The following is a 14,877-nucleotide window of genomic DNA, read 5'->3' on the forward strand; positions in this document are numbered from 1 at the left end:
GATGATCAGCGGCCCGAACTCACGCACGCGGTTCACCCACAGCGTTTCCGGCATGCCCAGGTCCTGCCATTCTGCCCGCTCGATCTCTTCCACCTGTGTGGCCGCCAGCACCGCGCAGCCCCCCGGGAACACCGCATGCACGGCCTTGTTTTCCAGGCAGCCGGTGGTGGTCTCCGGGCCCATGCCGCCCTTGCCGACAATGAGTTTGACGCCGGTCTGCTCGATGAACTGTTTCTCGAATTTTTCCATGCGCATGCTGGTGGTCGGCCCGATGGAAACCATCTCGAAGCTGCCGTCGTCTTTCTTCCTGACGATGGGGCCGGCGTGGAAGATCGCGCCACCACGCAGGTCTACCGGAAGTTCGCGACCCAACTCGATGAGGCGCCGGTGTGCCACGTCGCGGCAGGTCACCAGTTGGCCGGTGAGGTAGACGACATCGCCCACGTTGAGGTTGGCCAGGTCTTCGTCGCTGATCGGGGTGCTGAGGATCTTTTTCACAGTACTACCCCTTCATGGGAGAGGATGTCGTAGGTCAGGTCGGCGTTGATGCGGATCTTGCCGCGGCGGTGGGCCCAGCAACCGGTGGACACCGCCACGCCGATGGTGGAGGGGTGACGGGCCGAAGACTCGATGTTCACCCCCATCACGCTGCTGTTGCCGGTCAGGCCCTGCGGGCCGATACCGATTTCGTTCAGGCCTTCCTCCAGCAGCTTTTCCATCATGGCCGCGCTTTCGTTGGGGTGGCTGGAGTCCACTTCACGCAGAATGGCCTTCTTCGACAAACGCGCCGCTGTTTCCACCGAGGTCGAAACCCCAACCCCCACCAGCAAAGGCGGGCAGGCATTGACCCCGCGCGAGGTGATCACATCGAAGACAAACTCGGTCACCCCTTCATAGCCTTGCCCCGGCATCAGCACCTTGGCCGAACCTGGCAAGGTGCAGCCGCCACCGGCCATGTACACATCGACAATGCAGTGATCGGCATCGGGGATGATTTCCCAGTCCAGCCACGGGATTTTCGAACCGGTGTTGGTGCCGGTGTTTTTCTCGATGAAGGTTTCCACCGCGTTGTGGCGCAATGGCCCCTGAATGGTGGCTTCCTTGGTGGCGTTTTCGAGGATGCCTTCCATCTCACCCAGCAGCGGGAAGCGTGCGCCGGCCGAGACGAAGTACTGGATCACCCCGGTGTCCTGGCAGCTGGGGCGGTTGAGCTTGTCGGCGTATTCCTGGTTGTCGGCCATCGAGTCGTACACGGCGATGGCCAGCGGGTTGGTTTCGGCTGCACGCAACTTGGCGGTCTTTTCCTTCACGTCACGGGGCAGGCGCTTGCCGATATAGGCGGTGAATTTGGCCATCACGTCGGTAAGCGATGACACGGCGGTTTCTTTGTCCATGATTATTTCCTCACTGCATCTCAAGGTGGGTTCTTTTTGCTGTTATGGAGAGGTCCGGGCGGGGCTCAGCGGCTTGTGGTTCTGCCGGCAGCTGGCCGTCCAGGGCCTGCGCCATGCGTTGTTTGTCCAGCGCACCCACCCAGTGGGCGATGGCCACGGTGCCGACGGCGTTGCCGATGGTGTTGGTGATGGCGCGGGCCTCGGACATGAAACGGTCCACGCCCAACAGCAGCACCATGCCGGCCACCGGGATGTTGTCCATGGTCGCCAGGGTCGCGGCCAGGGTGATGAAGCCCGAGCCGGTCACGCCCGCCGAGCCTTTGGAGGTGAGCAGCAGCACGCCGAGCACGATCAGTTGGTCCATCAGGGTCAACGGCGTGTTGGTGGCCTGGGCGATGAAAATGGCGGCCATGGTGTAGTAGATGCACTGGCCGTCCGGGTTGAAGGTAAGGCCCGAGGGGATCACCAGGCCGACCACCGGCTTGGACACGCCCACTTTTTCCAGTTTGTTCATCAGTTGGGGCACTACCGACTCGGACGAACTGGTGCCCAGTACCGTGAACAGCTCTTCCTTCAGGTACTTGAGGAACTTCCACAGGTTGAAGCCCGACAACCGGGCAATGGCGCCCAGCACGATCACCACGAACAGGAAGCAGGTCAGGTACATGGTCGCCATCAGCTTGCCCAGCGACACGATCGAACCCAGGCCATATTTGCCCACGGTGAAGGCCATGGCGCCGCAGGCCGCCAGCGGGGCCACGCGCATGATCATGCCGACGATGAAGAACATGCCGTGGGAAAAGGCTTCCAGCACATCCACCATCGGTTTGCCACGCGGGCCGAGGTGGGACAGGGCGATGCCGAACAGGGTGCTGAACAGCAGGATCGGCAGGGTCTCGTTCTTGGCGAAGGCATCGGTCACGCTGCCGGGTATCACGTGCAGCATGAAGTCGATGAAGCCGCCACTGTTGCCGGCCGCAGCAGCGGTGTAGGTGGAGATGCTCTTGGCGTCGAGTGTGGCAGGGTCGACGTTCATGCCCTGGCCGGGCTGCACGATGTTGACCACCACCAGCCCCAGTACCAGGGCGAAGGTGGACAGCACTTCGAAGTAGATCAGTGCGCGTACACCGACGCGGCCGAGTTCCTTCATGTTCTCCATCTTGGCGATGCCCAGCACCACCGTAGCGAAGATGATCGGTGCGAAGACCATCTTGATCAGCTTGATGAAGGCGTCACCGACGGGCTTCAAGTCTGCGCCAACCTGTGGCCAGAACACCCCGATCAGCACCCCGAGGGTTACCCCGATCAATACCTGTACGTAAAGCTTGCCGAACAATCGCTTGGCCATTGCCGTCTCCGAATTATTGTTGTGAGTCGGATTTATCTGGCGGCCGGGCTGCTTGTGGGGTGCAGGTCACACCTGGCCTTGGCGGCCGAAGAGCCCAGCGTTTTTGTGGTTAATCACGCAGGGCAAAAGGTAATGGTTTTTCAAAAATGCTGTAATACAATGAAATTCAACTCATTGTTTCCTTCAGGTTAATTATGAATCCGGTATCGGAGCTGGCGTTTTTCACCCAACTGATCCGGGTGGGCAGCCTGGCGGGCACCGCGCGCGAACTGAACCTGACCCCGCCTGCCGTTTCAAAACGCCTGGCGCAGCTGGAACAGCGCCTGGGTGTGCGCTTGCTCAACCGCACCACGCGCAGCATCAGCCTCACCGCCGAAGGCGAGACCTACCTGGTGAATGCCCGCCGAATACTGGGTGAAATCGAAGAAATGGAGCGGCAGGTGTCCAGCAGCCGTGCCGAGCCGAAGGGCCTGTTGCGGGTCAATGCGCCGTTGGGGTTCGGGCGTACCCATGTAGGGCCGGCAGTTTCATCGTTTGCCAAACGCTTCCCGGAGGTGGAGGTGCAATTGCACCTGACCGACCGTCCTATCGCGTTGCCGAACGATGCCATCGATGTGGCCATCCGCTTTGGTGAACTGCCCGACTCGCGCCTGATCGCCCGCAAGATTGCCGCCAACCGCCGTCGGTTGTGTGCAGCGCCTGGCTATCTGGAGGCTCATGGCACTCCGCAAACCCCCAAGGACCTTGCCAGCCACAACTGCATCGTGTTGCGCCAGAACGACGCCGCGTTTGGCATCTGGCGGCTCAGCCGCGGCAAGCTGAGCGAATCGGTGAAGGTGCATGGCAGCCTCAGCACCAACGACGGCGAAGTGGCTCTGAACTGGGCGCTGGACGGGCAGGGCATCTTGCTGCGGGCCGAGTGGAACCTGGCCGATCATCTGCGCAGCGGGCGTTTGGTGGAGGTGCTGGGCGACTACCACACGCCGCCTGCGGATATTTATGCGGTGTATCTGGAGCGTTTGAACCTGTCGGCGAAGGTGTCGTGTTTTGTCGAGCACTTACGGCAGTTCTTCCGACAGGGCGACAGCCAGGCGACGTGGCAGTAGCGCCGCTGCCGCCTTCTTTTTGGTGGCAACTGTCTTGCACAAAACCTGAAGCTGGCGCAATCACTGTGGGAGCGGGCAAGCCCGCGAAGCAGGCTGTGCGGAGGATGGCACGGGCTTCGCCCGTGTTCGCGGGCATGCCCGCTCCCACAGTGATTGCGCCAGCTTCAGGTAGGGTGAAAGACCGTCAGTTGCTACTACCAGCGATAGGTCAGGTCGGCGGTCACGGTACGCCCCGTTCCCAGCAGGCAGGCCACCGTGGCGAAGCAGCCGGCCACGTAGTATTTGTCGGTCAGGTTCTTCACGTTGAGTTGCGCCGACAACCCTTGCAGGCCGTTGTTGGCCTTGCCGAAGTCATAAGACAGCATGGCATCGACCAAGGTGTAGCCCGGCACTTCAAAGGTGTTCTGCGCATCGCCATAAGTGGCCCCGGTATAGCGCACGCCCAGGCCGCCGCCCAGCCCGGCCAGTGGCCCGCCTTGCAGGGTGTAGTCGACCCACAGCGAGGCCAGGTGGCGCGGCACACGGACCGGCGCATTGCCCTTGTTGCTGACACCCAGCGCGTTCGGGTTGTCCTTGGTTACCTCGACATCGTTGTAGGTGTACGCCGTGATCAGGTTAAGCCCCGGCAGCGGCTTGGCCACACCTTCCACCTCGACCCCGCGTGAGGTCACTTCACCCTGCTGCACGCTGAAACCCGGGTGATCGACATCGGTGGTGGCCACGTTCTGCCGGCGCAGGTCGAAGGCCGCTACCGTGAGGTAGTTTTCGCTGCCGGGTGGCTGGTACTTGATGCCCACTTCATATTGCTTGGCGGTTTCCGGCTCGAACGGGGAGCCGTCGAAGCTGTTGCCGGCGGCCAGCTTGAACGACTCGCTGTAGCTCACATAGGGGAACAGGCCCATGTCGAAGCTGTAGCCGAACGAGGCGCGAGCGGTGGTGGCCTCGTCGGTGATCACCTGGTGGCTGCCGAGGATGCGGTTGGTGCTGTCCTGGCGTGCCCAGTCGTGGCGTACGCCAAGGGTGGCGACCCAGTTGTCGAGGTGCAGTTGGTCTTGCAGGTACAACCCGACCTGGCGGTCGTCGCGGGCGGTGGACAGCAGCGAGGTGTAGCGCGAAGTGTCGATGGTTACGCCGCGTGCCGGGTTGTAGATGTTGATCGACGGCGCGTCGCCGTGCTGCACGTCCTGGTTGCGGTGACCGCGCAGGTAGTCGGCCCCCAACAGCACGTCATGGCGTACAGGGCCGGTGCTGAAGTTGGCCAGCAGCTGGTTGTCCAGGGTGTAGTTGTCGCTTTCGTAGTCACGCAGCTCGTAATAACGGGCCAGGGTGTTGCCATTGATCACGCCACTGTTGCGGAACAACTGGTCCTGGTAACCGTGCATGTGGCTGTAACGGAAGTTCTGCCGGAAGCTGAAGGTGTCGTTGAAGCGGTGGCTCAGCTCGTAACCCAGGTTGTTCATTTCTGATTGCTCGCGGTCGAAGCCCGGCTCGTTCAGCGAGCGGTGGCGGGGTACCCGGCCGTTGGGGTTGGAACCGTCGAACAATGAGTAGGCCATGTTCGAGGTGAACAGGTTGGTGTTTTTCTGGTACGACGCCAGCAGGGTCAGGCTGGTGTCTTCGTTGGGCGCCCAGGTCAGGCTGGGCGCAACGTACTGGCGGTCGTCCTTGATGCCGTCGATTTCGTTGTCGGCATCGCGGCCGAGCATCACCAGGCGGTAGGCCAGGGTGCCCTGGCTGTCGAGCAGGTCGCCGACATCCAGGCTCAGTTGCTGGCGGTCGTGGTTGCCCAGTGACAGGCCCACTTCACGGTGGGCGGTGAACAGCGGTTTTTTCGAGACCAGGTTGACCATACCGCCAGGCTCACCCTGGCCGTAAATCACCGAGGCAGGCCCTTTGAGGACCTCGATGCGCTCCAGGCCAAAGGGCTCGGGGGCATAGTAGCCGGTGTTGTTGTTGCGCAGGCCGTCGGTGTAGGCATCGCTGTTGATCTGCTGGAAGCCGCGCACCATCAAGGTGTTGTCGGTGGGGTTGTTGCCGGACACGTTGGTGTGCACGCCAGCGGTGTAGCTCAGGGCTTCGGTAATGGTCTGCGCACCCTGGGCCTTGATCCGGTCACGCGTTACCACCGACACGGACGCCGGGGTTTCCAGCAACGTGCTGTCGGTCTTGCTGGCGCTGCTGGCGCGGGTGGCCAGGTAACCGTCCACGGCGCCGTAGGCACTGTCGCGGCGGGCATCGACGCTGGTCGGCGCCAGTTGCAGGCCTGCGCCCTGTGCCGCAGGTTGCAGGCGGTACTGGCGTTCGCCTGTGGGTACGGCGACCAGGCCACTGCCTTGCAGCATGCGCTCAAGCGCCTGCTCAGGGGTGTAGTCACCTTGCAGCGGGTTGCTGGCCTTGCCTTGGCTGAGCGCGCCGTCGCCGACGATGTAGATACCGGCCGCACTGGCCAGGCGGTTGAGCTGCTGGGTCAGCGGGCCGGAAGGCAGGTCGTAGCGGCGCGTGGTTTCGTCGGCCATCACGGTGGTGGCAGCGAGCAACGGCAGGGCCAGCAGCAGAGGGCGCAAGGTGAACGGGAGCAGGGGCATGGGTGTTCCTTGTGGGGGCAGATGAAGCTGGGTGTTCATCTGCTAATCCGAACGAGCGCGGCAAAACCGGAACACCCCCGTGCAAAAAAAAGTGCGCGTTCAGCGCGGCTCGATGCTGTACCACCAAGGCAAGGTCTTGCGCACCCTGATCGGCAATGCGCTTTCGAGCATGGCCAAGGTGCGTTCCGGGTCATCGGCCGGGAAGCTGCCCATCACCCGCAGCGCCCGCACTTGCGGGTCGACACCCAAATGACCGGGCACGTAGGCACGCAGCTGTTCGACAAACTCGCCAAGGCTGATGTCGCTGGCCAACAGCCGACCCTCGCGCCAGGCCTGGCGTGATTCGTCTACCGCACGCGGCGCTTGTGCACCGTGACGGTCGAAGTCCGACTGCCAGCCGGCAGCCACTACCAGGCTGTCGGTGCCCTCGGCGGGGTGCAGGCGCACCGCGCCGTCGAACACGCTCAGGCGTGCGGACTGGTCGCGCTGCCACACACTGAAACGGGTGCCCAATGCTTGCAGGCGGCCTTGGCGAGTGTCGATCACGAAGGGACGGCTGTCGTGGGCGGTTTCTATCAGCACTTCGCCGGCCAGCAGTTCCAGGCGACGCAGGCTGGGGCGGTAGTCGATGTTCAAGGCGGTCGAGCCGTTCAGCCACAACAGGCCGCCGTCCGGCAGGCGCAGGCTTCGTATTTCACCCGTGGCGGTGCGCTGGTCGGCGCTGAGCACCAGCAGCTGTTGCCGGGCAGCAGGTACACGCCAGCCAGCCAAGGCCAGCAGGCCACCGCCGCACAGCAAGCCGAGCAGGCCAACGGCTCGCCGGCGGCCGAGGTCGGTACGGCGCACGCTGCCCAATGCCTGTAGCGAGGCATCGGCTTGCAGCTTCAGCGGGGTAAAGCGCTGGCTGATGCGTTCCACGTGGGCCCACGCCACCTGGTTTGCGCTTGCGGCGCCCAGCCATTGTTGCCAGCGCCGCTGCAATTGCTGGTCTTGCGGGGCGGCGAGCAACTGCGCATACCAGTTCGCGGCGGCCTGCAAGGTGGCGTGGTCCGGGCGCTCGCTGGCAATCATGGCAGGTCCAGTTCCAGCAACAGGCACTGGTACATCGCCTGGGCCATGTACTTGGTCACGCTGCGCTCGGACACCTTCAGTTGCCGGGCGATTTCCCGGTAGCCCAGCCCCTGGACCTGAGCCAGCAGAAAGGCCTGGCAGACCTTTTCCGGCAAGCGTGCAAGCATCCCCTGTACCTGCTCCAGTGCTTCGAACACCAGCGCGCGCTCTTCTTCGCTCGGCGCCAGTGGTTCAGGCAGGGCCGCCAGGGCTTCAAGCCAGGCCTGCTGCAAGTGCTGGCGGCGCCAGAAGTCGATGCACAGGTGACGGGTGACGGTGCTCAGGTACGCCCGCGCATGTTGTTCGGTCTGAAACTGCTGCGGCTTGCTCAGCAGGCGCACGAACACGTCATGGGCCAGGTCGGCGGCATCGCTGGCGTTGCCCAGGCGCTTGTGCAGCCAACCGCGAATCCAGCCGTGGTGGGCGGTGTAGTAGGTGTGGACTTGCTGGCTGTAGGCGGGGTCGAGGCGCGACATCGGGGCATCCTTTCGCTGTGCGACAAGGTCTCATATGAGAATTTTTCGCAATAGTAGGGCAGGGATTATGGTTACAGCAACAGGAGGTCGGGCTTTCTCGCACGCAGCTTGCGCAAAGCAATTGCGAAGTCAGACAGTAGTCAGGTTAAATGAGAGTCATTATTAAAGACGCTCTTATCGGTCCAACCCATGTCCAGCGCTGACCCTTCCCTGCAAAAAGCGGTGCATACGCTTTACGAGGACCATCATTCCTGGTTGTGCGGCTGGCTGCGCAGCAAGCTCGGCTGCATGGACCATGCGGCGGACCTGGCCCAGGACACCTTCATACGGGTGCTGACCCTGCGCAAGGCGGCGGAACTGCGCCAGCCACGGGCCTATTTGAGCAGTGTGGCCCGCAGCCTGATGATCGACATGTTTCGCCGCCGCGCCCTGGAGCAGGCCTACCTGGAAACCCTCGCGGCCCGGCCCGAGCATGTGGAGGTTTCGCCCGAGGCGCGCCTGCTGATCATCGAGACCCTGCTTGAAATTGATCGGCTGCTCGATGGCCTGGGCACGCGTACCCGCGAAATCTTCCTGATGGCCCAGCTCGATGGCTTGAGTTATGTCGAAATCGCTGAGCGCCTGGAGGTTTCGCTGACCACGGTCAAGAAGCATGCAGTGCGTGCCCTGACCCATTGCCTGATGCTGGCAGAGGCGTGAACGGTGGCGGGTACAGAACCGTTGGACCGCAACACGCTGGAGGCTGCCGCGCACTGGTACGTCGAGTTGCGCTGCGAGCCCGATGAAGCCACGCAAGCTGCGCATCAGCGCTGGTTGCTGAGTGACCCGCGACACGTGCAGGCCTGGGAACGCCTGGCTCGCCTACAGGGCAAGCTGGCGCAGGTGACGCCCGGTATCGCACGGCCGACGTTAAGCAGTGCCAGGGCCAAACGACGCGAAGTGCTAAAGGTGCTGTCGGTACTGTTGGTGGCGGGCGCGGCAGGTGGGGCGGTGTTGCGTGATGGTGGCGTTGCACGGCTGATGGCCGACGTGCGCACGGGTGTTGGCGAGCAGCGCGCGTTGCGGCTGGACGATGGCAGCCAATTGCAGTTGAACACCGACACGGCTGTTGATATTCGCTATGGCACCGAGTGGCGCGCGCTTGAGTTGTTGCGGGGGGAAATTCTGGTACAGACCGCATCGGATGCACTTTCCCGCCCATTCATCGTACACACCGGGCAGGGCAGTATTCGTGCGTTGGGAACGCGATTCACCGTGCGTTGTGACAACGATTTCACGCGGGTTTGCGTGCTGGAACATGCGGTGGAAGTACGCAGCGCACAGGCCATCGCAGCTGTGCGGGTGGATGTTGGGCAACAGCTTGAATTCAGTGCCGGGAAGATGGGCAACGTGACACCGCTGGCGGCGATGGCAGACGCATGGGCACGCGAGATGCTGATCGTGGATGACTGGCGCCTCGCCGATGTCGTGAGCGAGCTGCAGCGGTATCGGCCGGGGTACCTGGGCTGTGATGAGGCCGTGAGCGGGTTGCGACTGTCCGGGGCGTTTCACCTGGGCGATATCGATATTGTCCTGGAAAACCTCACCACCACGCTGCCTGTGCGCATTCGTCGTTTCAGCCGGTACTGGACGCGTGTAGAAGCGGCCTGAAGCCCGCCGTCATTTTTTTTACCAAGGGGGGTTATCGATTTTCGCGCTCGTTCGACTTGTAGGTAGACGCGCACCAAGCGCAATGAAAAAACTGCCGCAGGGCGAAAGGAAACCGCATGCTCGCTGTCAACGATTGCAACCGCATCCTATTGATCAACTCGACCAAAACCAGACTGGCGCGAGCAGTGAATCACGCATTGTTCAGCGTGGCACTGGCCACGCCACTCGCCACGGTCATGGCGGTCAGCCCTGCCATGGCGCAAAGCCAGGCTGAAGCTTCGTTCGACATTGCCGCTGGCCCACTGGCCTCGGTGCTCACGCAATTTGCTTCGGCAGCGGGGGTGACGGTGTCATTCGAGCCGTCATCGGTGCAGGCGTTGCAATCGCCAGGGCTGCATGGGCGCTACAGCGCCGATGCCGGCCTGCGCCAGTTGCTGGCAGGTAACCGGTTGCAGGTGGTCAAGCAGGCCAATGGCAGCTACTCGCTGCTGCCAATGGTCGGTGACGACTCGACCTTGCAGCTTGATACCACCAGCGTAACCGGCGCGGCCGTGGAGTCTGCCTATGGGCCGGTGAGTGGCTACGTGGCCAGCCGCAGTGCCACCGGGACCAAGACGGATACGCCCATCCTGGAGATTCCCCAGGCCATCAACGTGGTCACCGCCGACCAGGTGCAAGCTCAGGGCGCGCGCAACCTGACCCAGGCACTGCGCTACACCCCGGGCCTGTCTACCGGCGGCTTTACCGACCGCAACAGCATCGCCGACGAAATCACCAGCCGTGGTTTTGCCCCGACCCCGCTGTACCTGGACGGTGCTTACATTCCATACGCCGGTAGCCTGGGCGGCGCGCCGCAGATCGACCCCTACACGCTGGAACGCATCGAAGTGCTCAAAGGCCCCTCGTCGGTGCTGTACGGGCAAAACCAGCCGGGCGGGCTGATCAACATGGTTTCCAAGCGCCCGACCCGTGAACAACGTAGCCAGGTCAAGCTTGGCGCCGGTAGCTATAACCGGGTCAACGGTGCCTTCGACACCAGCGGGCCACTGGATGAGCAGAAGGTGTTCACCTATCGCCTGGTTGGCGTTGCCGACAAAGGCAACGAAATGGTCGCTCACACGCACAGCGAACGCTTGTTGCTGGCGCCTAGCCTGACCTGGGCGCCGAACGAGGACACCTCCCTGACGTTGCTGGCGCAAGTGCAGCGCGATGATGGCCTTGCCGACTATCAATCGCTGCCGATGATCGGCTCGCTCAAGCGTGGTCCGACTGGCCAGAGGATCGACCGCGACTTCTTCTCGGGCGATTCCCACTACAACGATTACAAGCGCGACCAGTACGTTCTGGGTTACGACTTCAGCCACCGTTTCAACGATGACCTGGCCTGGCGCTCAACGGCGCGATACACCGATGTACGTGACCGCTACAAGGGTTTTTACCTGCGCAGCTTCGTGACCGAGGGCGATGTGGTCGACTACACCCGCGCCAACCGGGTCAAGCTCGATTGGCGCCAGCACAATATCGCGTACACCATCGATAACAACCTGGAATACAAGTTCAACACCGGGGCGCTGCAACACACCTTGCTGACGGGCGTGGACTACCGTCATTTCTCGCGCAAGTACGATGGCTACAACGCCTACAACGTGCTGCCGGTCGACCTCTATGGCAAGAACAACTACCCCACCGGCAACGTGACCCCGGTGCTGGATACCCGTTGGGACAACACCGTGCGCCAGACCGGTGTCTACTTGCAGGACCAGATCAAGCTGGACAACTGGATCCTGACGGTAGGCGGGCGCCAGGACTGGGCTGAAATCGACAACAAGGACCTGCTGGCGCACAGCATTGCCTCTCAGCGCGACAACAAGTTCACAGGGCGCATCGGCCTGACCTATGTCACCGAGTTCGGCCTGGCGCCGTATGTCAGCTACTCCCAGTCGTTCTTGCCCACCTTGGGCACTGCAGCGCCCGAGCGTGGCGGCAAGGCGTTCGAGCCTACCGAAGGCGAGCAATACGAAGTGGGGCTGAAGTATCAGCCATTCGATGGCACCTTGTTCACCGCTTCGGTATTCCAGGTGAAGCAGAAGAACGTGCTGACCGGTGATACCGAGTACCCGCAGTACGAATCGCAAAATGGCGAGGTGCGTTCGCGTGGGGTGGAGCTCGAGCTCAAGTCCAGCATCGAGAACGTCGATGTACTGGCCGCTGCCACCTACATCGACTCGTTCTACACCAAGAGCACCTACGGCGACCAGGGCAACCGCAACGAGTCGCAGGCCCCTGTGTCGGCCACCTTATGGGTGGATTACCACTTCAACCAGGCCGTGCTCAATGGCCTGACCTTCGGCGCGGGTGCCCGGTACACCGGCCGCAAGCCGGGTAACTCGGCCAACACGTTCGATGTACCGGCCTTTGCCGTGTACGACGCTACCGTCAGCTACGACCTGGGCAAGCTCGACCCCAGCCTGCGCGGCCTGCAGGCCAGTGTGAATGTGCAGAACATCTTCGACCGCGAGTATGTATCGGACTGCAACTACGCGTTTGGCTGCTATTACGGGCAGGAGCGGGTGGCGTCGGTGGAGATGACGTACGACTGGTGATCAAGCCCCCACGCCACGCGTTATACTCCGCGCCATTTTGCCAATGGCCGGAGTACGCTATGCGCCAGGTTTTGCTCATCGTCGATGTCCAGTCCACCTTCAGCCCGCCCGAATGGCTGGTCGATGGTTTGCGGCGGTTGTCAGCGAATATCCCTACCATTGCCTCGGTCGAGTTGCATGACGAACAGGTCACGCCGTTCGAGCGGCAACTCGGCTGGCACCCGGCGGCTGAGGACGAGAGCCTGGTCGAAGCCGACCAGGTCTTTATCAAGCATGGCTACGGGCAGAGCGCCGAAGCTATCGAGTACATTCGGCAGCTGGGTGTAGAGCGGGTGCTGGTGTGCGGGCTGCAGACCGAAACCTGCGTGCTGGCCGCTGGCTTTGCCCTGTTCGATGCGGGGCTGACGCCTACCCTGGTGACGGACATGACCGTAGGCTCTTCGCTGGACCGTTCGGGCAAGCTGGGCATCGCGTTGTGGCAGCATCACTTCCGCCAAGTCACCACCTCGGTAGAAGTACTGGCCGAACTGGCCGGACAGGCCTGACGCATGTAATCACTTTGCCATCAGTGGGCGCCAATGAGTATCATTGTCGATTGTTGTCCGCTGATCGAGAAGGATCTCCATGCTGAAAAAGCCTTACCTGGCAGCTGTCCTGCTGCCTGTTGCAATGCTCTGGGGCAGCCTTGCCCATGCCTTTACCGATGGCACTGACCGTTCTGTCACCCTGGAAAAGACCGCGCAGACATTCGTGGTGCAGAAAGACGGTAGCTACCGTGTGGATGTAGACAGCGTCATGCTGATCAACGAAGAGCGCGCCATCAAGGCCAATGCCGAACAGCCGTTAAGCTACAACCGTTCGTTAGAAACGCTGGAGGTGCTGGAGGCGTACACGCAAAAGCCCGACGGCCGCAAGGTGCAGGTGGATGCCGCGCACATCAAGGAGCAGCAGGAGCGCGCCTCCGCGCAGGCGCCGATGTTCCAGGACTCGGTCAACAAGGTGGTCATCTTCCCCGAGGTGGCGGTGGGCGACCGGCTGGTGCTGCGTTATCAACGTAACCGCACGACACCGCTGTTCCCAGGGCACTTCGAAGACATTACCGCGCCGCAGTTTCACCCGGTCGGGCAGTTTTCGCTGACCTATGACTTGCCGCAGGATATGCCGCTGCAGGCCGATGCCCGCGGTTTCAAGGCATCGTCACCTGCCACCGGGCAAGGGCGCACAGTGTATCGCTGGGACTACGTGCCGGCGGCGCGGGCGCGCATCGAGACCGGGGCGGTGTCGTACCTGGACTACGGCCACTACCTGGCGGTGTCGACCTTCTCCGGCTTCAAGGATTTCGCCCAGGCGTATCAGGCCAGGGCTACGGTCGAGGTCACGCCACAGATCAGCGACCTGGCGAAGCGCCTGACAGCGGGATTGCCCACTGCGCGGGAAAAGGCGCTTGTCCTCAGTGACTGGGTGCGCGAGAACATCCGCTACGTGGCGGTGTATGTCGGTGCTGGCGGGGTAGTGCCGCATGCCGCACAAACCGTGCTGGACAACCGCTACGGTGACTGCAAGGACCATGTCGCGTTGCTGGAAGCGCTGTTGAGCGCGGCGGGTATCAAGAGCACACCCGCGCTGGTGAACCAAGGCAATGCCTATGTGTTCCCCAAAGTGCCGACCTTGGGTGTACTGAACCATGTGATCACCTATGTGCCAAGCCTGGACCTGTACCTCGACTCGACCGACCCGTCGATAGCAGCGGGTTACCTGCCGCTGACCGTGCTGAACAAGCGTGTGCTGCTGACGGCCACCGGCGAGTTTGGCAAAACCCCGGCCATGCAACTGAACCAGGTTTCCAGTGACTTGTTGTTCAAGGTAAAGGCCGATGGCGCCGCCGACTTCACCCACGTGTCGACGGTGAAGGGTTGGGCCAGCGAGATGAGCCGCTTTGGCGTGAAACTGATGAAGCCGGCAGACCGCGACATGCTGGTGGAAAGAGTACTGGCTGCTTATGGCCAGCGTGGCAGCGGTTCGTTCAAGGTTGCACCGCCTGCTGCCAACGGCGACTTTGTCAGCACCGTAGACGGGCACACGGAAAACCTGGTCAACCTGCCAGGGCCAGTGGGCGTGGCGACCCTGACCAGCCTGGCGGGCGGTATTTCGCAGAGCGTGTACAGCTTCACGCTGGAGAAGGAACGCAGCCAGCGCTTCGTGTGCATTTCCAACGATGTGGTGGAAACTTCGCGCTTCGAGTTCCCGGCCCAGGTCAATGTGCTGGCGATTCCCAAACCTGTGAAGTTGCAGGATGGCAACGTCGATTACAGCGCCCGCTACACCCAGGAGGGCAATGCGGTGGTGGTGGAGCGGCGTTTCAGGTTCAGCCGGCCGGACGTGGTATGTACGCCTGAGGACTTCACGGCCATGAAACCGGCGCTGGAGGCGATGGTCCGCGACCTGCAGAGCCAGATCATCGTGCAGGCGGGGTAGGCCGTTTGAGAAACTGGGGCCGCTTTGCGGCCCATCGCCGGCAAGCCAGCTCCCACAAGTACTGCACAATTCTTCAGCATTGCGCGGTCCCTGTGGGAGCTGGCTTGCCGGCGATGAGCTGCGCAGCAGC

At 62.3% G+C, this 14,877-nt stretch carries 12 protein-coding genes; 6 read left to right on the top strand and 6 right to left on the bottom strand.

Annotated elements, in window-relative coordinates; all coding sequences use genetic code 11:
- From ttdB to A0O30_RS24170, 3 genes are all read right to left on the bottom strand, one after another.
- Positions 1-498 (bottom strand): L(+)-tartrate dehydratase subunit beta (ttdB, locus tag A0O30_RS24160; RefSeq protein ID WP_105948310.1); only part of this gene is annotated, 498 nt, incomplete at its 3' end.
- The gene (gene ttdA, locus A0O30_RS24165) at positions 495-1,394 is read right to left on the bottom strand and encodes a L(+)-tartrate dehydratase subunit alpha (protein ID WP_105948311.1); all 900 of its coding nucleotides are present in this window, start codon (positions 1,392-1,394) and stop codon (positions 495-497) included. The genes ttdB and ttdA, both read right to left, overlap by 4 nt.
- A 10-nt stretch (positions 1,395-1,404) precedes the next feature.
- Positions 1,405-2,742, bottom strand: a complete 1,338-nt coding sequence (locus A0O30_RS24170; RefSeq protein ID WP_105948312.1) for a dicarboxylate/amino acid:cation symporter — start codon at positions 2,740-2,742, stop codon at positions 1,405-1,407.
- A 194-nt stretch (positions 2,743-2,936) separates the two neighbouring features.
- Here A0O30_RS24170 and A0O30_RS24175 point away from each other — a divergent pair, with 194 nt between their 5' ends.
- Positions 2,937-3,848 carry a LysR substrate-binding domain-containing protein gene (locus A0O30_RS24175; protein WP_105948313.1) on the top strand — a complete coding sequence of 304 codons (912 nt, stop codon included), beginning with the start codon at positions 2,937-2,939 and terminating at the stop codon, positions 3,846-3,848.
- A 194-nt stretch (positions 3,849-4,042) separates the two neighbouring features.
- On the opposite strand, the gene A0O30_RS24185 is transcribed toward A0O30_RS24175, so the two are convergent.
- The 3 genes from A0O30_RS24185 to A0O30_RS24195 form a co-directional block, all read right to left on the bottom strand.
- Positions 4,043-6,433 (bottom strand): TonB-dependent siderophore receptor, encoded by a 2,391-nt coding sequence (locus A0O30_RS24185; protein WP_105948314.1) that lies wholly within the window; start codon positions 6,431-6,433, stop codon positions 4,043-4,045.
- A 99-nt stretch (positions 6,434-6,532) separates the two neighbouring features.
- On the bottom strand, positions 6,533-7,504 hold the full coding sequence (locus A0O30_RS24190; protein ID WP_256589789.1) for a FecR family protein: 972 nt from the start codon (positions 7,502-7,504) through the stop codon (positions 6,533-6,535).
- Positions 7,501-8,019: a sigma-70 family RNA polymerase sigma factor gene (locus A0O30_RS24195; RefSeq protein ID WP_105948315.1), complete on the bottom strand. Its 519-nt coding sequence runs from the start codon at positions 8,017-8,019 to the stop codon at positions 7,501-7,503. Before A0O30_RS24195 ends, A0O30_RS24190 begins: the two co-directional genes overlap by 4 nt.
- A 189-nt stretch (positions 8,020-8,208) precedes the next feature.
- Between A0O30_RS24195 and A0O30_RS24200 the strand changes: the two genes are divergently transcribed.
- The 5 genes from A0O30_RS24200 to A0O30_RS24220 all read left to right on the top strand — a co-directional run bounded on the left by A0O30_RS24200 (position 8,209) and on the right by A0O30_RS24220 (position 14,747).
- Positions 8,209-8,718: a sigma-70 family RNA polymerase sigma factor gene (locus tag A0O30_RS24200; RefSeq protein ID WP_105948316.1), complete on the top strand. Its 510-nt coding sequence runs from the start codon at positions 8,209-8,211 to the stop codon at positions 8,716-8,718.
- A 3-nt stretch (positions 8,719-8,721) separates the two neighbouring features.
- Entirely contained in the window at positions 8,722-9,669 is a 948-nt protein-coding gene (locus A0O30_RS24205) for a FecR domain-containing protein (RefSeq protein ID WP_105948317.1), read from the top strand.
- A gap of 116 nt (positions 9,670-9,785) precedes the next feature.
- Complete coding sequence (locus A0O30_RS24210; protein ID WP_105948318.1) at positions 9,786-12,272, top strand: TonB-dependent siderophore receptor; 2,487 nt, start codon at positions 9,786-9,788, stop codon at positions 12,270-12,272.
- Between the two features lie 59 nt (positions 12,273-12,331).
- Positions 12,332-12,817 carry an isochorismatase family protein gene (locus A0O30_RS24215; protein WP_016714645.1) on the top strand — a complete coding sequence of 162 codons (486 nt, stop codon included), beginning with the start codon at positions 12,332-12,334 and terminating at the stop codon, positions 12,815-12,817.
- A 79-nt stretch (positions 12,818-12,896) separates the two neighbouring features.
- Positions 12,897-14,747: a DUF3857 and transglutaminase domain-containing protein gene (locus A0O30_RS24220; protein ID WP_105948319.1), complete on the top strand. Its 1,851-nt coding sequence runs from the start codon at positions 12,897-12,899 to the stop codon at positions 14,745-14,747.
- The last annotated feature ends 130 nt before the right edge of the window (positions 14,748-14,877 follow it).

This window comes from Pseudomonas sp. LLC-1 (assembly GCF_002992185.1).
Classification (GTDB): domain Bacteria; phylum Pseudomonadota; class Gammaproteobacteria; order Pseudomonadales; family Pseudomonadaceae; genus Aquipseudomonas; species Aquipseudomonas monteilii.

Coding starts and splice junctions, on each gene's coding strand:
- ttdA (WP_105948311.1), bottom strand. CDS start 1,394: ATGGACAAAGAAACCGCCGTGTCATCGCTTACCGACGTGATGGCCAAA.
- A0O30_RS24170 (WP_105948312.1), bottom strand. CDS start 2,742: ATGGCCAAGCGATTGTTCGGCAAGCTTTACGTACAGGTATTGATCGGG.
- A0O30_RS24175 (WP_105948313.1), top strand. CDS start 2,937: ATGAATCCGGTATCGGAGCTGGCGTTTTTCACCCAACTGATCCGGGTG.
- A0O30_RS24185 (WP_105948314.1), bottom strand. CDS start 6,433: ATGCCCCTGCTCCCGTTCACCTTGCGCCCTCTGCTGCTGGCCCTGCCG.
- A0O30_RS24190 (WP_256589789.1), bottom strand. CDS start 7,504: ATGATTGCCAGCGAGCGCCCGGACCACGCCACCTTGCAGGCCGCCGCG.
- A0O30_RS24195 (WP_105948315.1), bottom strand. CDS start 8,019: ATGTCGCGCCTCGACCCCGCCTACAGCCAGCAAGTCCACACCTACTAC.
- A0O30_RS24200 (WP_105948316.1), top strand. CDS start 8,209: ATGTCCAGCGCTGACCCTTCCCTGCAAAAAGCGGTGCATACGCTTTAC.
- A0O30_RS24210 (WP_105948318.1), top strand. CDS start 9,786: ATGCTCGCTGTCAACGATTGCAACCGCATCCTATTGATCAACTCGACC.
- A0O30_RS24215 (WP_016714645.1), top strand. CDS start 12,332: ATGCGCCAGGTTTTGCTCATCGTCGATGTCCAGTCCACCTTCAGCCCG.
- A0O30_RS24220 (WP_105948319.1), top strand. CDS start 12,897: ATGCTGAAAAAGCCTTACCTGGCAGCTGTCCTGCTGCCTGTTGCAATG.